The 20,627-nt window shown below is 43.8% G+C and carries 18 protein-coding genes; 6 read left to right on the top strand and 12 right to left on the bottom strand.

The annotated features are described in order from the left end of the window. Positions 1 to 132: 132 nt before the first annotated feature. The 5 genes from glmM to H9628_RS02770 all read right to left on the bottom strand — a co-directional run bounded on the left by glmM (position 133) and on the right by H9628_RS02770 (position 5,190). Positions 133 to 1,515, bottom strand: coding sequence for a phosphoglucosamine mutase (gene glmM, locus H9628_RS02790; protein ID WP_251832592.1), 1,383 nt, complete (start codon positions 1,513 to 1,515; stop codon positions 133 to 135). A gap of 160 nt (positions 1,516 to 1,675) precedes the next feature. After that, positions 1,676 to 1,828, bottom strand: a complete 153-nt coding sequence (locus H9628_RS02785) for a hypothetical protein (RefSeq protein WP_251832591.1) — start codon at positions 1,826 to 1,828, stop codon at positions 1,676 to 1,678. Beyond that, positions 1,828 to 3,864 (bottom strand): ferrous iron transport protein B, encoded by a 2,037-nt coding sequence (feoB, locus tag H9628_RS02780; RefSeq protein ID WP_251832590.1) that lies wholly within the window; start codon positions 3,862 to 3,864, stop codon positions 1,828 to 1,830. Before feoB ends, H9628_RS02785 begins: the two co-directional genes overlap by 1 nt. Positions 3,865 to 3,904: 40 nt before the next feature. Then, entirely contained in the window at positions 3,905 to 4,159 is a 255-nt protein-coding gene (locus tag H9628_RS02775; protein ID WP_251832589.1) for a FeoA family protein, read from the bottom strand. Between the two features lie 134 nt (positions 4,160 to 4,293). Continuing rightward, positions 4,294 to 5,190: a GLPGLI family protein gene (locus H9628_RS02770; protein ID WP_251832588.1), complete on the bottom strand. Its 897-nt coding sequence runs from the start codon at positions 5,188 to 5,190 to the stop codon at positions 4,294 to 4,296. 126 nt (positions 5,191 to 5,316) lie between these two features. Here H9628_RS02770 and H9628_RS02765 point away from each other — a divergent pair, with 126 nt between their 5' ends. Continuing rightward, entirely contained in the window at positions 5,317 to 5,814 is a 498-nt protein-coding gene (locus tag H9628_RS02765) for a DinB family protein (protein ID WP_251832587.1), read from the top strand. A gap of 34 nt (positions 5,815 to 5,848) precedes the next feature. Here H9628_RS02765 and H9628_RS02760 read toward each other — a convergent pair whose 3' ends face one another. Together H9628_RS02760 and H9628_RS02755 are read right to left on the bottom strand one after the other, a co-directional pair. Next, positions 5,849 to 6,721, bottom strand: coding sequence for a GLPGLI family protein (locus H9628_RS02760; protein ID WP_251832586.1), 873 nt, complete (start codon positions 6,719 to 6,721; stop codon positions 5,849 to 5,851). 1 nt (position 6,722) lies between these two features. Beyond that, positions 6,723 to 9,431, bottom strand: coding sequence for a carboxypeptidase regulatory-like domain-containing protein (locus H9628_RS02755; protein WP_251832585.1), 2,709 nt, complete (start codon positions 9,429 to 9,431; stop codon positions 6,723 to 6,725). A 133-nt stretch (positions 9,432 to 9,564) separates the two neighbouring features. Here H9628_RS02755 and H9628_RS02750 point away from each other — a divergent pair, with 133 nt between their 5' ends. Then, complete coding sequence (locus H9628_RS02750; protein WP_251832584.1) at positions 9,565 to 10,446, top strand: cupin-like domain-containing protein; 882 nt, start codon at positions 9,565 to 9,567, stop codon at positions 10,444 to 10,446. Between the two features lie 72 nt (positions 10,447 to 10,518). On the opposite strand, the gene H9628_RS02745 is transcribed toward H9628_RS02750, so the two are convergent. The 5 genes from H9628_RS02745 to H9628_RS02725 all read right to left on the bottom strand — a co-directional run bounded on the left by H9628_RS02745 (position 10,519) and on the right by H9628_RS02725 (position 16,069). Then, the gene (locus H9628_RS02745; protein ID WP_251832583.1) at positions 10,519 to 12,216 is read right to left on the bottom strand and encodes a M14 family zinc carboxypeptidase; all 1,698 of its coding nucleotides are present in this window, start codon (positions 12,214 to 12,216) and stop codon (positions 10,519 to 10,521) included. A 174-nt stretch (positions 12,217 to 12,390) separates the two neighbouring features. Next, positions 12,391 to 14,187, bottom strand: coding sequence for a translation elongation factor 4 (gene lepA / locus H9628_RS02740; RefSeq protein ID WP_251832582.1), 1,797 nt, complete (start codon positions 14,185 to 14,187; stop codon positions 12,391 to 12,393). A 248-nt stretch (positions 14,188 to 14,435) separates the two neighbouring features. Continuing rightward, positions 14,436 to 14,939 (bottom strand): hypothetical protein, encoded by a 504-nt coding sequence (locus H9628_RS02735; RefSeq protein WP_251832581.1) that lies wholly within the window; start codon positions 14,937 to 14,939, stop codon positions 14,436 to 14,438. Positions 14,940 to 14,952: 13 nt separating this feature from the next. Further along, entirely contained in the window at positions 14,953 to 15,483 is a 531-nt protein-coding gene (locus H9628_RS02730) for a hypothetical protein (RefSeq protein WP_251832580.1), read from the bottom strand. A gap of 28 nt (positions 15,484 to 15,511) precedes the next feature. Further along, the gene (locus H9628_RS02725; RefSeq protein ID WP_251832579.1) at positions 15,512 to 16,069 is read right to left on the bottom strand and encodes an RNA polymerase sigma factor; all 558 of its coding nucleotides are present in this window, start codon (positions 16,067 to 16,069) and stop codon (positions 15,512 to 15,514) included. A gap of 108 nt (positions 16,070 to 16,177) precedes the next feature. Here H9628_RS02725 and H9628_RS02720 point away from each other — a divergent pair, with 108 nt between their 5' ends. From H9628_RS02720 to porW, 4 genes are all read left to right on the top strand, one after another. Further along, on the top strand, positions 16,178 to 16,930 hold the full coding sequence (locus H9628_RS02720) for a Rossmann-like and DUF2520 domain-containing protein (RefSeq protein ID WP_251832578.1): 753 nt from the start codon (positions 16,178 to 16,180) through the stop codon (positions 16,928 to 16,930). Further along, complete coding sequence (locus H9628_RS02715) at positions 16,920 to 17,438, top strand: KdsC family phosphatase (protein ID WP_251832577.1); 519 nt, start codon at positions 16,920 to 16,922, stop codon at positions 17,436 to 17,438. The genes H9628_RS02720 and H9628_RS02715 overlap by 11 nt, the downstream gene beginning before the upstream one ends. Before the next feature lie 13 nt (positions 17,439 to 17,451). Further along, complete coding sequence (locus H9628_RS02710; RefSeq protein WP_251832576.1) at positions 17,452 to 18,012, top strand: Maf family nucleotide pyrophosphatase; 561 nt, start codon at positions 17,452 to 17,454, stop codon at positions 18,010 to 18,012. Between the two features lie 84 nt (positions 18,013 to 18,096). After that, on the top strand, positions 18,097 to 20,622 hold the full coding sequence (gene porW, locus H9628_RS02705; RefSeq protein WP_251832575.1) for a type IX secretion system periplasmic lipoprotein PorW/SprE: 2,526 nt from the start codon (positions 18,097 to 18,099) through the stop codon (positions 20,620 to 20,622). The last annotated feature ends 5 nt before the right edge of the window (positions 20,623 to 20,627 follow it).

Here is a 20,627-nt window from a genome sequence, read left to right as displayed (position 1 = left end):
GCGGTTTTAAATCCAGTTTCGCGCCTTTATGTGTTTTAATCAACCATCTGACGCATTTAATAATGATATTTAAAAAATAATTTTACTAAAGTTCGCAAATCCGGCGGAATTGCACATCAGTAATCCGCATTTTTATTGCAGACTTTTAATTTTAAGTATCATCTCATCTCCCAGACCATCCGCTTCGGTCTGTGAAAACGCTTCCGTGTAGATCCGGATAATCGGCTCAGTATTCGATTTTCTTAAATGAACCCAGTTCTCCTTGAAATCAATTTTTACACCGTCTACAATAGAAACCTTATCATTTGGATACAAATCTTTCATCTTTATTAAAATTCCGTCTACATCAATATCCGGCGTAAGCTCGATTTTCTTTTTCCCCATGAAATAATCCGGATAGCTTGCCCGCAACTCAGAAACCGTCTTGTTTTCAAGCGCCAGATGACTCAGGAACAAGGCAATCCCAACCAGTGAATCACGCCCGTAGTGCAGTTCAGGATAGATAATTCCACCGTTTCCTTCTCCTCCGATCACCGCGTTTTTTTCTTTCATTACATTTACCACGTTCACCTCGCCTACTGCACTCGCAAAATAAGTAGATTCGTGTCTTGTGGCTACATCGCGAAGAGCACGACTCGAAGAAAGATTCGAAACTGCAACGCCAGGCTTATTTTTCAGGATATAATCGGCAACCGCCACCAGTGTGTATTCTTCGCCGAACAGATCACCGTTTTCATCCACGAGGGCAAGACGGTCTACATCAGGATCTACTACAATTCCCATATCAGCTTTTTCACTCTTCACGAGCTCACAAATATCTCCCAGATGTTCCTTTAAAGGCTCCGGATTGTGTGGAAAATGACCGTTTGGTTCGCAATAGAGTTCTACCACTTCGCAACCGAGTTTTTCGAGAAGCATCGGTACGGCGATTCCACCCGTAGAATTCACCGCGTCTACTACTATTTTAAATTTTTTCTGTTTGATGGCTTCAGCATCTACCATCGGCAAATCCAGAATTTTCTGGATGTGGATGTCAAAACCGTCTTCCTGCGTAGTGTAAGTTCCGAGTTCATCCACTTCAGCAAAATTAAAGTCGGCAGTTTCGGCAATTTTAAGAACTTCTGTGCCGTCTTCTCCGCTGATAAACTCACCTTTTCGGTTGAGCAGTTTCAAGGCATTCCATTGTTTCGGGTTGTGTGACGCCGTAAGAATTATGCCGCCATCAGTATTAAGTTCTGGCACCATCACCTCCACGGTTGGCGTGGTAGAAAGTCCGAGATCGATAACATTGATCCCCAAACCCTGCAAAGTGGCGGTAACAAGCGAGTTGACCATCTTACCTGAAATCCTGGCATCACGCCCGATTACAAGTGTTAAATCTTTGCGGTTTTCTGTTTTTTGGAGCCAGTATCCGAAAGCGGATGTGAATTTTACAATATCAATCGGCGTCAGGTTGTCATCAACTTTTCCACCGATGGTTCCGCGGATTCCGGAAATACTTTTAATTAGAGCCATACTTTCTTAAATACAAATTAAACAAGTGTTTACCTTTTTTTTTGATGCGGCAAATTTACGGAAAATTAAGATGGCGGTAAATGACTGAAAACCCTTAAACTGAAGGTTTAAAATTAAACCAGTATTGGAAGCTATTGACAAACGAAGCCAGTGGATGACATCATCCGCAGCCACAGTCTGAATCACAGCCTGGCTTACCATTCTTAAATTTGCCCGGTGAAAAGGTTTTGCGCAGAATCCGGATGAGATACCACACCGCGAAACCCACGAGGAGTGCAACAATTAAATATTGAATAAGTGCTGAATTTTCCATTATTGAAGAATTTGAAAGGCAAACAGTGCCGCCACGTACGCCAAACCTGTCATCCCGAATAGCTGCGCCACCGTCCATTTCCATGATTTAGTCTCTTTGTAAACCACCGCTAGTGTAGATGCGCACTGCATCGCAAAGGCATAAAACACCAGGATAGAAATTCCGGTCGCGAAGCTGAAGACTTTCTGGCCATTTGGCTTTACATCGTTCCGCATCTTATCGATAATCCGGTCTTCGGGTGCTTCCTCGTCAAGGCTGTAAAGCGTAGAAAGCGTGCCTACGAACACCTCGCGCGCTACAAAACTCGTCAGTACGCCGACGCCCATCTTCCAGTCATATCCCAGTGGTGCTATTGCCGGTTCTATAGCCTTACCCATCTTTGCCAGATAGGAGTTTTCTAATTTCACGTCCGTTGCGACATACTGATCTGTTTCAGTTTTTGGTCCAAAGTAGCTGAAAAGCCAAATGATGATACTGAAAAAGAAGATTATTTTACCCGCACCCGTGATAAACTCCCAGACTTTACCCAAGACCAGTTTAAAATCGTAACCGAAAAGCGGTGTTTTATACGCCGGTAAATCCATTACGAGGAAAGATTTGGATTTATTCTTAATGATTGTCTTAAGTAAGAGTGCAGTAGCAAGCGCAGCAAAGAAGCCCAGAAAGTACATCGCCATCAGCGTCAATGCCTTGTAACTGATACCGCCAAAAGATCCGTCTGGGATTACAAGTGAAATAATGATGCTGTAAACCGGCAGCCGTGCAGAACAGGTCATAAACGGCGTTACCAGAATGGTGATGAGTCTTTCTTTCACATTTTCAATGTTCCGGGTAGACATCACCGCCGGAATGGCACACGCGGTACCGGAAACAAGTGGGACGATACTTTTCCCATTCAGCCCGAAAGGTTTCAGGAAGCGGTCCATCAGGAAAATGACACGCGCCATGTAGCCGGAATCTTCGAGTAAGTAGAGAAAATAAAGGAGTATACCAATTTGGGGCGCGAACATCGCTATTCCACCGATTCCGGGAATTATTCCGTTCGCTATCAGGGAGTTGAGCGGACCTCCGGGCATATGTGTTCCGACAAATGTAGACAGCCAGAAGAAAGCGTCCGCAATCCAGTTCATCGGATATTCCGCGAGCCAGAAGACACTTTGAAAAATCATCAGCAGTACCAAACCAAAAACGATGTATCCCCAAAACTGGTGCACCAATATTTTATCGAGTTTTTCGGTAAGAAGTTCTTTAAACTGAGGTTTTTTGGCGATCACTTTGCCAATGATCCGGTCAATATTCTGGTATCTCCGAACGGTTTCCTGCGTCTGAAGTCTTTTGGGGACCAGACATTTTACCTCATCGGCGTTCAGTTGCTCGTGTACGCTTTCGAGCTTGCCAAGGTAGGTTTCAGAAGCAAGCAGTGTCCAGATCCGGTACTGATTGTTTTCTTTGGTTTCCTGAAGTATCTTAAATACCAGCCCTTTCTGTTCTACGGGAATTTCAAATGTGATATTCTCAGAAACTTTAAAACTATTATTAAAAACGGCGCCGCGAATATCTTCAATACCAAGATTTTTCTTCGCATTCGACTGTAGCACAGGAACGCCAAGCGCGGCTGACAGGGTATTGACGTCAATATTAATTCCGCGTCTTTCGGCCTGATCTATTTGATTGACCACTACCAGAACCGGAATCCCAAGATCCTGGATTTGCTGGAAAAGCAAAAGCCCGCGTTTGATGCTCAGTGCTTCCAGAATGTACACCACGCCGGCATAGTTCTGCTGTTCATCAATAAGAAATTTTGAAAAAATGGCTTCGTCTTCGGAGCCCGGATAAATGCTGTAAGAGCCGGGTAAATCGATAACTTCAACGGTTTCACCCTGATATTCGTAGGTACCCGAATGGCTCGCTACCGTGACACCGGCGTAGTTTCCGGTTTTTTGCTGTCTGTTGCACAGCAGGTTGAAAATAGTGGATTTTCCCACATTGGGATTTCCGACCAATAAAATCTGTTTGCTTTTTGATACGTTCTGCATCTTCACCTCCTCTTATTTATACCCAACTTCACCTTGTCTTCTACACCGCTGTTTCTACGATAATGAATCTCGCTTCTTCTTCGCGCAAAGCGATTCGGCTTTTTTCATCGCCAAACTCTACGTAAAGCGGTCCGCGGAACGGTGCCTGATACAGAATCCTGAAAACCGTGTCCGGCAATAAACCCATTTCTATTATCTTGTTGGGCATGTTCAGGTCGTCATTTTGGTAACCTACTATTCTGCCAATTTCTGATTTGGGAAAGCAGCACAACTTATCTGATTTTAATTTTCTCAACTCTAAAAATTTTCAGCACAAATATACGTTATTTAAATTTAATCTAAATAAGGAAAGTTCTCTCTTAAGACTTACAAAAAAACCTTTAAGCCAAAGGCCTTAAGGTTTCCAAATATAAGTTAGTGTAGTGAATGTTATTTCTTAGGTTTTACCAGCGGCATAGTGATTTCTATTGGGTTACTGTTCGCCCCATAAAATTCTTTCACCATTTTTTCCTGCTGCTTCAATGTTTCACCGATTGTAGCATCGCTACCCGGCATTTTCTGAGAAAGCATTTCCGGCTTCAGCATCGGACGCATCGAGGCGAACGGGTCTTTTTTGTAATCTGCAAAGGTTTTTTCGAATTTCTCGCGTGAAACTACCTGCACTTTTCCACCATTTCCACCGGGAGCGATGGTTTCCATATACGTCGTTTCAGAAAAGTTCGGCACTTTGCGGTTACCTTTCAATTCCCACGAATAATTTTTTTCTGCATCTTCTACCTTTACGATCAGGCCAGGCAAACCGTGAAACTTGTAAGGTCCGTCCTGAAGCGGAATATCTGCTGCAAACCACGCTACCCACTGTCGCCCGCCAAATTCGGTGGTCGCTTTTTGGGTATTATAACTTCCGATCTTCGCCTTTTCGGCAGATATATTCCAGTTCATTTTTGATTCATCATCATACCCGATGTTCACCGGCGTGAAGCCGCTTGAGATGCGCTCCACGTACTGAATTTTCATATCAGGATAGAATTTGTACACCTTTTCCGAAAATTTTGGCATTGTAACCATTTTCGAAAAATCTTTGTACACGCCCGATTTCATCATCTGCTCAAACTGTATTTTAAGGATAGAATCCTGCGCTACCATAGTATAATCCCGGTAAATGGATTTGTCTTTTGTCACATCCAGAATCATCATCACTTTCTCTACTTTGGCCGAATCTTTTCGCGGTTTGTAAGAAAGTTCGTAGAAAAACCTGTTGGCAGTTTCCTGTGCGTTTACTGCCATGAAGGCCGTAAGCAGAAACAGGGCGAAAAACTTTTTCATATTTAATATTTTAATGATTAGTAAAGAAGCTGAAATAATTGTTACAGTTTTAAAGGATATTTTAATGTTAAAATTTTATTGCAGAATTGTGCGCTTGCGTAACTTTATACAAAATTTTAAAAACCGATGGAAACTTTACCTAACCTCAGAAAAGAATTTGAAAATGAGTACCAGATTACCAAACAGTTTTTTGAATTGTACGACGACAGCCTGAATGACTATGCACCACACGAAAAAAGCATGAAAATGATGCCGCTCGCCACGCACATCGCCGAGATTTTCGGCTGGCCTGAAATCATCATGAAAACCGAAAACCTCGATTTTTCTGCCGGAGATTACAAGCCTACCTTTTTGGACACCAAAGAAGAACTTCAGCAAAAATTTGAGGAAGATTACAGCAAGACCAAAACTGTGTTCAAAGCAATGCAGGAAGCAGAACTTGACGGAAAGTGGAGTATGTCTATGGGGGAACAAATCCTGGCAGATTTTACCAAATACAGCGCGATGCGCCACGCATTAGACCAGATCACCCATCACCGAGCCCAGCTCGGCGTCTATTACCGGCTAAAGAACATTCCGGTGCCGCCAAGTTACGGCCCAAGTGCTGATACTTCAGATTATTAATAATAAATCCCGCCAAAAGGTGGGATTTATTTTTTTAAGGTTCCAATTCTATCTTATTGTTGTTGCGGGCTATTTCTTCGCGCGCGTTTCGTTCCATTGTGCGCAGAATCTCGGCAGGATCTGAAATTTCCTTGCCGTTCATATTGATTTTCACCTTCGAATTCGGTCTCGCAAGAAGTTCGCGCATTCCCTGTACGGGATCGTTTTCGTACTGCTTAAGCTTTTGGGCATATTGTTTACGGTTTACTTCAATGGGTTTGCGCCGAGTAAACGGTAAATCGCGACCCTGCGTGTCAACTTCGGTGGAGGAAGTTTGCGTTATTTTCTTTAGACCTTTCAATTCAATGCTGTGGCTGCCGCTGCGGTCTGCTACAGAAACAATTAAACCCGGCAATCCCGAAAATTTGTAAGGACCGTCCTGAATAGGAACATCGGGCGTGAACCACGCTTCCCAACTTCTGCCGGCAAAATCGGTCACCGCTTTCTGAGCCATGAACTCCCCGATTTTTTTCTTTTCAGGCTGAATTTTCCAAACAGGTGTTCTGTCTTCGGCAACTTTATAGCTGTCATTGCCAATGGACGCAGTGAGAAAAGTTTGATATCCGGGATACAGCTTCTCCACTTCATAACTGATCTCGATGCCGTTGCGCTGGCGTGAGACGGCTATGTTTCGGCTGCCGGATGCCATTTGTTTTTTAATGCTTTCGGCGACAATAGAATCGTTTTCGAAGGCTTTTTTACTGTAATATTTCGAACCGTTCTTAGAGATGTCAAGATACATCCATTCGGTTTTCAGACTGTCGGTCTTCGAAGAATCGGGCCGGAATGTATATTCGTAAATCACTCTGTTGTTCTGTGCCGAAACCATCAGCCCGAACAATAAAAACAGTGCGGTAATCTTTTTCATTTTATTTAAAATTAAATTTAACCGTAAACATCACCTGGCTCGGGCGGATTCGGACACTGTTTACCGAGGTCAATAAAAGTGTTGGGTCGTAGCTGATTCGCTCGAAGACATCTGTATTGGCGATATTCAGCCACTTCACTTCAAAATCGATCTTCTTCTTTGCCCAAGTGTACTGGTACGAAAGATCAAAGAAGGCATTGCTGAAGTTCTGCTCGCGTACGCTGGTGTGCAGTTCGTCCCAGAAAAATCCTATGGTGTGATTTTCAATTGGGTAAATATAAGCGGCCAGGTTGTGGTTCCAGCCTGAACTTTTCGTCACGCGATTCTGGCTCGCATTTTTCTGCGCAGACCAGTTCATCGAGATGTTATAGTCTACACTTAAGAATGAAAAATAGGTGTTATTAAACTTAAATCCGAAATTCTGACGGCTCACTTTAGATTCCTGCAACGCATTAAAATAAGAAAATCCGTTCGAATCGGTATTTGAAAAGTTCAGGGACGCATTAGTCTTGAACTTCGGGAAATATTTACCAATTTCAGCACTTTCTGTCTGTGATGAAGTGGTATTTTCGAGCTCAATCAAACTGAGTGTTGAATTAAATGCATCTCCGCTAAACTGCTCGATGAGATTTCTGCGGTTGGTATTGTAGCCGTAACGCACATTGAAAAACAGATTGTTCAGCGGATTGCGGTATTCAAGGCGAGTACCGATATTTCGGTTCAGGTTTTCCGGCATCCGGTTGTAACGTTCGCGAAGTGAAACCGGGGAAGTGAAAATCTGGCCCTCATAAAAAGACCCAAAGTTGCCAAAATCATAAGACTGGCCTGCAAAAGCCCAAATCTTGAAGAATGACGCAAAATCCAGGGTCGCAAAAAGGTTTGGCTCCAGCACCGCCTTTCTGGTTTCCTGATAGGAGTTGCGGAAATTGTCCTGATAAGTGATGTCATAGAAATTCAGCGGAAGATTCATGCTCAGATTAAGACGGTTTGATTTAAAATTCACACCTACCTGAGTGTATGGAATCACTTCGTTCCATTCATTATCATTGCGGTAATCAATTCCAAAATCGGTAAATGCAGATCCGTTTGCGCCGGCAAGATTCGACTGTAATTTATTGAAGCTTAAATTCAATCCCAGTTCCGGAGTGAAAGTCCATTTTTTGTAACTGAAACCTACGGATGCAGAATGATTTGCATTGAAACTTTCTGAAGATGCGTTTTGTCTCAAACGGTCATAAAGCGCCGCCGCAGGAAAATTACCCGTAGAATTTACGTAGCTGCCGGGCAGAATATCCAGGGTCTGACGGTCTTTCTGGTAGCTGATATAGCTCATCACGTTGAAGAGTTTTTCCTTCCACGGCAAAATGGTGCTGAGTGAGTTCTGAAAAACTCCTGATGGTGAATTCAGGAACTGGTCACCGGAGATATAATTGACATTATCAGTCCCGAAAACCGGCAAAACATTATCGATTGCGGCATTCGTTTCATTCCAGTAGCCGTTCCAGGTGGTGGTGTTTTTAAAGAAGCCCTTCTTCGCATTTTTGGTCACGATCAATTCACCTTTTGTGGCGTTGGTGTAGAAGTTATTTGCGCTTTCCGAGATGTAAATTCCGCCGTTCGGCACCGTGGTAGAACCGGCTTCGTAAGTATCCGTATTGCGGTCGCTGCGTTCGATAGCGTTGTTTGTATAGCTGGCGCTGGCTTTCAGTTCCCATTCTTTGCTTTTGAATGGTGTAGTGAGCACATTTGCAGAAAAGAAATGTACATTGTTCATCAGGTAACGTTTCTCCGGAATATCCGGCGTGGCGGCGGTTTCCACATTCAGCCAGCTTTTTTGGCCGGCCTGGCCTCTCCTGCCCTCCCAGCGGTTTCCGAAGCCCAAAAGATTGCCTTCTTTTTCGACACTTTCACCGTTATTATTGGCTTTATAATTCACCACCCACTGGTTTTTCTGTCCGAAAAACATCGGTGTGAGTTTTACATTCCAAAGCAGCGGATCCATGCCAAGCCCTACTTCGCCGCGGCCCGTCATGGTAACAGATTTCTTTAAAACCACATTTAAACCTGCGTTTTCAGAGGGCACTTTATCCTGCAGGATCTTTACCGGCTGATGGTTTTCAAGGACTTCCACTTTCTGAACGGCATCTTTAGGTAAAGAATTGTTCACCGTGCCGTAGCCGCCTTCCATCAGGTCTTTTCCGTTCACATAAAATTTATTGATCGGTTCACCCTGATAAAGTACAGAACCGTCACCATTCACCTCAATGCCCGGAATTTTCTTTAAGACATCCGCCAGCGTACGGTCTGCCTTGCTTTCAAAAGCCTTTAAATCATAAGTGATCGTGTCACCTTTCTTTGTAATCATGCGGGTTTTCAGCTTTACTTCCTGAATTTCTGTCGCGTCAGATTCAAGACTGAAATTGAGCGTTTGGTTCTGATTTTTAATATTTCTGAATACCGGCTTTTGGTTAAATGCTTTAATTTTAAGGTCCACGGTTTCGCCGGCGGACGTGAAAGTGACCTTATATTCACCTTTTGCGTTAGAGATAGAAAACGCCATGATTGCGTCTTTTCCCGGCTCTTCTATTGTGACACTGGCGCTGGGAACCGGCTGACCATCGGCATCGGTAATCTTACCGGAAACCGTGGTTTGCGCGTTTGCGGCAATTGACATCATTAAACCAAAAAAGAAGAGCAGAACTTGTTTCATTAGGACTATTTTTAAGTATTAGTAAAGGTGCGGCATCAATTGTTACAATCCGGCTTATTAGTGCGGGATCTGCACGTGAAATTTAGACTCGAAGGAATGTTTTTTATTAAATTTGTTTAAGCAAAATAAAATTATGGGACTTCATTTAACTCCGATTGATGTGGTAGAAGACATTTCGCAGGAAGACTTCCGCGACAAGTACCTAAAGCCGCGTAAACCTGTGGTCATCCGCAACATGGCAAAAAACTGGCCGGCCTACCAAAAATGGACTTTGGAGTACATGAAGGAGGTTGTGGGTGATGTGGAAGTTCCACTCTACGATTCCTCAAAAGCTGATCCGTCTGCACCTATCAATTCGGCAGCGGCAAAAATGAAATTCGGCGATTATGTTGATCTTATACAGCGCGAACCCACGGATTTGCGCATTTTTCTGTTCGATCCGATAAAATCTGCACCAAAACTTCTGGAAGATTATCTGGCACCAAAAGAGCTGATGGGCGGCTTTCTGGACAAATATCCCAATATGTTTTTTGGCGGGAAAGGCTCGGAGACATTCCTGCATTATGACATCGATATGGCGCATATCTTCCACACGCATTTTAACGGCCGCAAACATATCCTGCTGTTCGATTACAAATGGAAAGAGCGTCTATACCGAATTCCGTACGCTACTTATGCGCTGGAAGATTACAATATTTCGGATCCCGATTTCGAAAAGTTTCCCGCGCTTGAAGGAGTAGAAGGCGTAGAATGTTTCCTCGAGCACGGTGATACACTCTTCATGCCAACCGGCTGGTGGCACTGGATGAAGTATCTGGACGGCAGTTTCTCTATTTCCCTCCGTGCTTGGGACAAATCTTTTGCAGTGAAAGCGCATTCTCTATGGAATCTTACGGTACAGCGGAATTTCGACAATTTCATGAAGGCGAGATTCAAAAAACGTTATATGGACTGGAAAGAGAAAATTGCCGTGGAAAGAGCAGAATATGCACTGAGAAAAGGATTGCCAAGATAATAATCTGCCATTTAAAATAAATAACCCTTCCGGTTCTTGTGGACTGAAAGGGTTTTTTGGTTTTGGAAAGTATTATAAAATTCGGAAAATCGGATATAAACTGACTGTACCCTCATAATACGATGAGTTTCGGTAGATCCATTCCAATTGCCTGTCGCCGTCTTTCGCAAAAGCCGCATCGGCGGTTTTCTGCAGTTCGAAAGCAGTCCTCAAAGCGGTATTGGTCCGTAACAGTTCGGCCGCTGTATCCTCAAAAACATAATCTGAATAATATTCTTTCTGGCCTAAAACAGCGTCAAAGAAATTCCAGTTGAAGAACGAATCCGTCGCTTCGGGTTCCAGGGTTTCGAGCAGATATTTAACGCCCGGCTGAGTGGTATGAATAAGGAAATCGCCTTTCGTCAGGTTAACGTTTTTAGTTTCCGGTCTTACGGTAGTTTCATAATGCAGATAGTGGCCTTCGTACGGATTATTTACTGTCTTAAAGTCCACAATCCGATACATTTCTACCGTTGCTGCGGAATCACGCCCGAGTTCTTTCATTTGAATCCGGTTCCGTCTTAGGTGTTCCAGGACTTTTCGCTCTGATTTTGGTACCACGTAATATTTGGGGATTGTAATGTCTTTAGTTGATCTATAGCTGTCAAAGAACTTCACTTTGCGGCTGAAAGGTTTAGTGCGGTCATAGTAAAGCCGCGGTTTTCCAGAGACTTCGCTAGGTCTTTTGCCGGCTTCATACCCTTTGAAATCAAGAAGCTGAAACTGAGCACTATCGAGTTTCCATTGGATTGAGTACTTGTTTCCGGGTTTTAATTCAACCAAACTTGAAGACATCAACTGTTGAATTTCTGCTGTGTTTTGTGCAACATAATTAATCGAAGCTAAAATATAGTCATAAGTCGCACGAACCCGTTCAGGATACGGCTTCAGCATGTGCGTTTCGGCCACAGTTCCGAGCGTATTGAACAAGGTTGTATAGCCGGTCGCATAGCGTGGCGAATCCATAAATGCGGGAAAACCATCATCTGGAGAATCACCGTGGATATTTACGTAAGGTGTTGACAGTACGCTGTTTTTTTCGATGTTTTGCAGGATTTCCGGCTGCATTTTCTGGTTGAAATAATCGCCCAGTTTCTTGCCTAAACGCTCTTTGTTCGTCGAAATATAGGTAAATAGATACTGGTAATCAGCACCATTGCTAACATGATTGTCGATGAAGTAAACCGGCTTGTAATGATGGAAAATCTGTTGGAAAGCTTTAGCGTTTTCGGTATCGTTTTTAATGAAATCACGGTTCAGATCGAAGTTTCGCGCGTTGCCACGGAAACCGTATTCTTCCGGTCCGTTCTGGTTGGCACGACTATACTTTCCGCGGCGTAGCATCCCCGATATATTGTAAGCCTGCACAGCAGCAATCTGTAATCCTCCTGATGAAATTTTACCGGTAGCCAAGTCTCTCATCAACATCATAGTCGCGTCGATTCCGTCGGGTTCTCCGGGGTGGATCCCGTTGTTGATAAGGATTGAAGGTGTGTTTTTCTTTTTATTTGGATTAAAGACCACCACTTTTATGGGTTCACCATTATCGTCCTGACCAAAATTATGAACGGAGATATTTTTAAATTTTTTATCGAGTTGTTCATAATATTTCACCATTTCGAGGTAAGTAACGCTTTGGTTGCCGTTTCCTTTCTCGTAGGGTGTTGGAAATTTCTGCTGCGCTGAAAACTGAGCTGAGAATACTATTAGAAACAAAAATCTGTAGATCATTGCGGTAAATTTTGACGAAAATAAAAAATTCCCGGCCGAAACCGGGAATATGTGTAATATATTATCATGTTCTTAAAAATGAATCCGCGCCCCACCCTGAACGGAGCTCTTTTTCGCCGAGGAACGAGGAGAAAAAAAGCGGGAGTGGAGGGTGGAAAAGGAGCCCAAATAATCTTAATCATTCAGCTTCAATACTGCCATGAACGCTGATTGTGGCACTTCTACCCTGCCGATCTGCTTCATCTTTTTCTTTCCTTCTTTCTGTTTCTCAAGTAGTTTACGCTTACGTGAAATATCACCGCCGTAACACTTCGCCGTGACGTCTTTTCTTAAGGCTTTAATGGTTTCACGTGCAATAACCTTCGTTCCCAAAGCCGCCTGTACTGCAATGTCAAACTGCTGGCGCGGGATAAGTTCACGCAGCTTCTCACACATTCTTTTACCTATATAGTACGCATTGCTCTCGTGAATAAGCGAGGAAAGCGCATCTACCATGTCACCGTTGATCAGGATGTCCATCTTCACCAATTTGGACGCGCGGAAACCGATCGGATGGTAATCGAATGAGGCATATCCTTTTGAAATTGATTTCAGGCGGTCATAAAAGTCGAACACAACTTCCGCCAAAGGCATGTTGAAGACCATTTCTACACGGTCGGCAGTGAGATAATTCTGAGTTACAATTTCGCCGCGCTTTTCAATGCAGAGGGTCATCACCGGACCTACGAAATCGGATTTCGTGATGATCGACGCCTTGATGAATGGTTCCTCTACCCGATCCATCGTGGTTGGATCCATCATTTCGGATGGATTGTTGATCAGGATCGGTGTTTCAGGCTCCCGTTTGGAGTAGCCGTGATAGGAAACGTTTGGCACAGTGGTGATTACATTCATATCGAACTCACGGTCAAGTCTTTCCTGCACGATTTCCATGTGCAGCATGCCGAGGAAACCACAACGGAAGCCGAAACCAAGTGCGGCCGAAGATTCCGGTTCGAAAACAAGTGATGCGTCATTCAGACGAAGTTTCTCGAGTGAAAAACGGAGTTCCTCAAAATCCTCAGATTCAATCGGATAAATGCCCGCGAAAACCATTGGTTTTACTTCTTCAAATCCTTCGATGGGGCTTGGCGCGCCATTCTCAAAACTCGTAATGGTATCTCCTACCTTTACTTCACGCGCATCTTTGATGCCGGAAATGATGTAACCTACGTCGCCGGTCTTTATTTCGGTTTTTGGAGCCTGTTTCAGTTTCAATGTACCTACCTCATCGGCTTCGTACATCTTTTCTGTTGCCATAAATTTGATACGCTGACCTTTTTTGATGCTGCCATTCACCACTTTGAAATAAGCCTCAATGCCGCGGAACGGATTGTACACCGAGTCAAAAACCAAAGCCTGTAGCGGTGCATCAGGATCGCCCTGTGGGGCAGGAATCCGCTTTACGATCTGTTCTAAAAGATCGTGAACGCCTTCGCCGGTCTTGCCTGAAACGCGAAGTACGTCTTCATAATCACATCCGATAAGGTTCATGATCTCATCCGTTACTTCCTCAGGGTTTGCCGAAGGAAGATCGATTTTATTAAGAATCGGTATAATCGTAAGGTCATTTTCAAGCGCAAGATAAAGATTGCTTATCGTCTGTGCCTGAATGCTTTGCGCGGCATCCACAATGAGAAGCGCACCTTCACAGGCCGCGATGGAGCGCGACACTTCGTAAGAGAAATCTACATGTCCCGGTGTATCGATAAGGTTCAGAATATATTTTTCGCCATCGAGTTCGTAATCCATCTGGATCGCGTGAGATTTGATGGTGATTCCGCGTTCTTTCTCGAGGTCCATATCATCTAGGGTCTGAGACTGAAGTTCGCGCTGCGTTACGGTGCCGGTATATTCGAGCAGACGGTCAGCGAGCGTGGACTTTCCATGGTCTATATGTGCGATGATGCAGAAGTTTCGTATGTTTTTCATTTAAAATAGGAGAATAGTGCGCAAATTTAGTGTTTTTTTGCTGGAATTTGTTGATTAATTGCGGTGTACCGCGATAGGGATAGAAACGGAAACCCCGCAGGGGCGGACGCCAGTCTGCGCCGAGGAGTTGCAGTGGATAGCCCGGCCGCCAGCGCGGGAAAATGCGGCTGCAAGCGGATCGCCATAAAAAAGAACGACCTCTGCAAAATAAATTGTAGAGGTCGCTCAAACATTAAAAAAATAAACTATTATGGTCGCCTGCGCTGCGGGCTCTGTTGCCCGTCTTTTTTGTCTAATATTTTTGTCCGCATCTTGCCTTCTGTCTGGAACATCTGCAGTACCTGCTGTGGCTTGATGACTTTCATGAATTTTTCTGCGTATTGCCTGCGGTTGTCTAAAAGCTGCTGGCCGATCTCGAAACTTTCATTTACCTGTTTCCGGGCTTCATCATCACTCATCTTATCATAATCTTCGGCCGGTTTGAACTTGCTTTTTATGGCATTTTGCTTTTCCTGATATTCTGAATAAAGGTTCTTGAACTCTGCCTGATCATCTTGCGGAACCTCCAGTTCTGAGATCATCATATTCTCGCGAAACTGCTTCAGAAGCATCATTCGCTGCTCAGGCTTCATCTGTTGGATGAGTTCTTTGCGCTGCTCTGGCTTCATTGTTTTCCAGTCATATCTCAGTTCCTGTGCGCTACCCAATGTTACGATGGCTATGGCTGCGAGTGTTAATAACCTCTTTTTCATTTCTGTTTTCATTTTAATAATACAAATCGAGATATACATCCTGCTCTGCATTTTTCCCCAGATCTGCGAGTTCTGCCATTGAAATGTTGGCTAAAATCTGGTCTACCTGAACTTCCGGGCTTACCGCGGTGCTTTTCGCCACTTCAATCTTTTCGCTTTTCTGTTTCGCGGCTATCATTGTCGGAGCCGCTACATCTTTTTGATTATCTGTTTCCACTGAAGTTAAATCTTCTTCAAATGTTTGGTAAGCAAGGGTTGCTTCCGGTACGGTTTCTTCAATAATAGGTGCAGATGGCGGGGGTGATACTTGCTGATCGTTTTGCACTATCTGTGGTTCTGCCTCATCCTGGTTCATCATGAAGGTCACTCCAAATATTGTAGCAACCGCTGCTGCCGCTGCATAAGCCCAGTTGAGACTTATTACTTTCGCCTGGGGAGCAGGCGCCGCTTCACGCAATACATTGGCCTGCACATCCGCAAAGAAATTGTCGGGTGTCCGGTAAATGTTCTTACGCTCCAGTTTTTCTATATCAAAATCTTTCATTTTCTACTTCTGTTCTGAGATTTCCGCTTTACGGATTCTCGTTGTAATTCTGTTTTATAAAATCTTCTACCTTCTGCTTTGCATAGTGATAGTTTGTCTTAAGTGTGCCGACAGACATATCCAATATCTTCGATAATTCCTCATACGGCAGGTCATCATAATACCTCATCGTAAAAACCAATTTCTGCTTTTCGGGCAGTGAGTGTATGGCTTTCTGAAGAAGGATCTGAATGTCTTCCGCATCAGGAGCCGCATTGTCGGCTACCATGTTCTGCAGGTGATAATCGGGATCTTCATCGGTTTTCTGCATCCTTTTCAGTTTGTTAAGCTGCTGCAGCGATTCGTTTGTGGCGATGCGATAGAGCCAGGTGTAAAGCTGACTGTCTTGCTTGAACTGATGGAAATTCTGATAAGCTTTGATGAAGGTGTCCTGCAGCACATCCTGTGCGAGATTGTGATCTACAATGATACGCCGGATATGCCAATACAACCTGCTCTGATACGCATCCATCATCAGGCGAACGCCCTTTTCCCGGGACTTTTCGCTCGACATCAGCCTGATAATTTCTTCCTCCTTTATCTTCATTGAGATGCGTTCGGTGTTTTGATTTGGTTTAGAAGTGAAAGTTAAAGATAGTCTTTCAATTTTTAGTCCAAACCAAATGGATTATATTTGTTAGATATTAAAAGATTAATGAAGATCGTAATTCTCGGTTCCGGAAATGTAGCATTTCATCTGGCTAAAGCCCTTCATCAAAATCAGATTCCCGTTGCGCAGGTTTTCGGCAGAAATGAAGAAGCGCTCGCGCAGATTTCCGGTCTTTTTAATATTCCTTTCTCTACTGAAAACATCGGGGACGCTGATCTGTACCTGATTGCGGTGAACGACGATTCTATATCAGATATTTCGACAAAAATAACTAAAAAAGACTGCATTGTGGCGCACACTTCAGGTTCCTTACCGATTGATGTATTGACTGGAAGTTACCGAAAAGCAAGTTTTTATCCGCTTCAGACCTTTTCAAAATCAAAATCTTTGAATTATTCTGAAATTCCGTTTTTTGTGGAATGTGAAAATGCGGACGACCAGAAAACACTTGAAAATTTAGCACATAAAATATCGGAAAAAGTGATGTCTTCCGATTTCGAAAAGCGAAAATACATCCATCTCACCGCAGTTTTTTCCTGCAATTTCGTAAATCATCTTTTTGCACGTGCCAGAGAGATTTCAGACGCACAGAATATTCCGTTCGACTATTTTCTGCCTTTAATAGAAGAAACGACTTCAAAAATTCGGGAATTGGAGCCAAAAGCCGCACAAACCGGCCCCGCAGTGCGGAACGACACACGTATTCTTGAGATTCATGAAAGCCTGATTACAAATCCTGAACAATTGCAGATTTACCGCACGATGAACGCATCTATAAAAAAAATGTATGAGTTATAAATCAAAATTAAAAAATATAAAAGCGTTCGTATTCGACGTTGACGGCGTTTTCACAGACGGAAGTGTCTACCTGATGCCAGACAACAGCATGTGCCGCGCGATGAACGTCCTCGATGGATATGCCGTGGTGAAAGCCATTAAATACAATTATAAGATTTGTGTGATCACCGGTGGCGATGACCCCGCTGTGAGAAACCGTATCAACTATCTTGGAATTACGGATTACTATGCGAAAATCTCAGACAAGTTTGAGAAATACGAGGAATTCAGGCTGAAATATGGACTTGAAAATGAGGAAATCCTTACGATGGGCGACGACTTACCGGATCTGAAAATAATGGAACCATCCGCAGTTGCGACCTGCCCTGAAAATGCGGTACCAGAAGTGAAGGCAGTTTCAGACTACATTTCGTCGGTTTCTGGTGGTAAAGGTGCGGTGCGCGACGTGATCGAGCAGGTGATGAAAATCCAGGGAAACTGGCATCTTGATAATACCAAAAGCGTCTAACCCGGAATTTCCTATGAAAATATTATTAGCAAGCAATTCGCCGCGGAGAAGAGAGTTACTGCAAAATCTTGGCTATGATTTCGACGCTGTAAGTGTAGAATGTGTTGAAGTATTTCCGGATCAGATGCCTGCCAAAGAGGTTGCGGAGTATCTTTCTGTCTTAAAATCGGATGCCTATAAAGTGCTTGAAAAGGATGAAATCCTGATCACCGCCGATACTACAGTAGTTCTTGGCGAAGAAATATTGGGAAAACCAGCGGATGAAGAGGACGCGAGATTAATGCTAAAAAAACTTTCAGACAAAACGCATCAGGTTTACACGGGCATTACCATCCGAAGCATCGATAAAAAAATCAGTGCGACTGATGTTGCAGATGTGGATTTTGACATTTTAAATGATGATGAAATTAATTATTATATCAATAATTTTAAACCTTACGACAAGGCCGGCAGCTATGGTGTACAGGAATGGCTTGGGATGGCAAAGATCAGTCAGATTCGCGGGAGTTTTTATACCGTGATGGGTTTACCTACGCATTTGGTTTACGGGTTACTAAAGGAATTTGAGAAATAAACTCAAACCCAAAAAATCAGTATTTTTACCATAATTAATTTAGGTTTCATAATAAACTGAAGAATTGAAAGTTATATGCACATAATGAAAAAATCTATATTTTTCCTGGTTACGTGTTTGTTTTTTGTCTCGTGTTCTACACGGAAAAAATCAGCCGGTTCACCTTTCATGAAAGGCTTTTACGCATACTACAATACGCTTTTCAACAGCAAGGATGCACTGGAGACCGAACTTCGGTCACGTGACAAAGCGCATGTCGACAATTTCTATGCGCCTTACATACAGTTGCTGACCTACGATGAACAGCCCATGGGGGCAGACCTGCAGGGCAGCGATATGTTTTCCGATGATAACGCACCTGGTGCTTTCAATGGTCCTGGCGTTCCGGGCTCACCGGGCGCTCCCGGAATGGCGACAAACAACCGTATTGCCGGAAGTGGTGCGTCGGTTCTGCAGATCTCGGAAGCAAAAGCCCTGAAAGCTATTGCGAATTATTCGGTAATGAAAAGCGGCGAGGAAAAGAATAAGAAAATCTTCGATGCGAATATTCTGCTCGCGCAGTCGCGGATTTATCAGAACAAACCGCTTGAGGCGCTCGACGGACTCAATTATATATTCGCCAACATGAGAAACGACAAACGTCTTCCCTTGGCCAGGATTTATCAGGGTTTAGCGTATTCTAAAATGGGCGATTATTACCGTGCTGAAGAAGCTTTTGCTGATCTGAAACAAAGCAGCAAACTCAAGAAGGACCATAAAAAACTACTCAGTCTTTATTATTCCGAAATGTTGCTGATGGCGGGTAAAAAAGAGAATGCGGTGAGTGAACTGGAAGACGCCTATGCGATAAACAAAAACCGTAAACTTCGGAGCCGAATTGCTTTCCTGCGAGGCCAGATTCTGGCCTCTTTAGGCAAAAATGAGGAAGCGCGCGAGAGTTTTGTCTCTGCATACAGAAATGCAAATGATTTTGAATTTGAAGTGAAATCTCAGATTGAAATCGCAAAAACTTATAACGGCAAAAACGACGATTATGAAGGTGCACGCGAATACCTCGAAAAAATCAGCAAAAAGGGGACTTATGCGTCCCGAAAAAATGAGTTTTACTACGGTTTAGGTTTAATGGCTAGCCGGGCGGGTAAAAAAGAGGAGGCAAAAGCATTTTTTGCGCAGTCTTTAAAGGAAAAGATGTCTGATCCACAGATTCGCGGACTCAATTATTATGAGATCGGCCGGGGCTTTTTCGAAGACAGCGATTATCTGGCGGCGGGCGCTTATTATGATTCTGCACTCGCTGTGATGACTTATCAACCTTCGAAAATTCTGCTTCAGCAGCAGTCTGAAAACATCAAGCAGGTATCTGCGAATTATTATTTAATCAAGAAAAATGACAGTATCCTCGCGCTGGTCAATATGCCGGAGCAGGATCGTATTGCTTATTTCAATAAATACATCGACGGCATAAAAGCCAAAGAAGCACAAGAAGAACTGCAGCGCAAACGTGATGAACGCAGCAAAGGTTTTGATGGTGGAGATTACTCTGCGAATTCCATTTTTGCCGGCAACACCGGCGGTTTTCAGGATTTTGGTGACAATAAAGGCGGATTCTATTTCGCCAACCAAAGTACCGTGGCAAGAGGTGAAGCGAGCTTCAGACAGCTTTGGGGCAACCGCTCTTTAAGTGACAACTGGCGGACCTCAGCGCGCGGCAGCAGCATCGAAGATTTGAGAAATGAAGCGATGGGTCTTGCCACAGCTCCGGACCCCAGAAGACTCGAAACTGCATTCTACATTGAAAAAATTCCGGTGAACCGGGAAGAAATATTAACGCTGAAAAAAGCACGTGACACAGCGACGCTGGGCTTGGGAAGAATGTACGAAACCTATTTTTCTGATACACCTTTAGCCACAAAAACGCTCTACACACTGGTGGATACAAACCCGGAAGAGGAAACAAAACTGCAGGCGCTTTACAGTATTTTCGCATTCAATTATGAGAAAAATCCGGCAGCGGCCGAACGTGCCAAGCAAATGATCCTCGCGGAATTTCCTTACACTTCCTATGCTGAATTCGTGAAAAACCCGCGCGATAATACGTTCACAAAATCTTCTGAAGAAGTTGAAAAACTTTATTCAACAGCCTTTGAACTTTACAGCGATGATAAATTCGAAGACAGCCAAAAGACGATTGCGGACGCTTTGGAGAGATATCCCAAAGATGCGTTGGTGCCTAAATTTGCTTTGTTAAATGCTTTCAATTCAGGCAAAACGGCAGGGAAAGAAATTATGATCCTGCAACTTGAGCAGATCGCACTGAATTATGCCAAGACCGCGGAAGGTGAAAAAGCACGCGAGATGCTGAATTATCTGAAAAGTGAGCTGAGTATAGAAATGACCGACGAAAGCGGGAATGTAACCAATCCTGCACAACCCGTGAACGCTGCACCTGTAGAAGATGCATCTGCACGGCCGCAGGCACCGGCCCGGCCCGATGCTTCAACGCGCACAAGACAGAACGAAACGCGGACACCACGCCCGCGCCGAAACGGAAACTCGTCGCCACAGATGAACAACACAGCAATCCCGCCGCAGGAAGCTGTTATCAGATAAAGAAA

Origin of the sequence: Kaistella pullorum, from assembly GCF_014837035.1 — a bacterium.
Classification (GTDB): Bacteria; Bacteroidota; Bacteroidia; order Flavobacteriales; family Weeksellaceae; genus Kaistella; species Kaistella rhinocerotis.
This window is presented reverse-complemented; position numbering and strand designations above follow the sequence as displayed.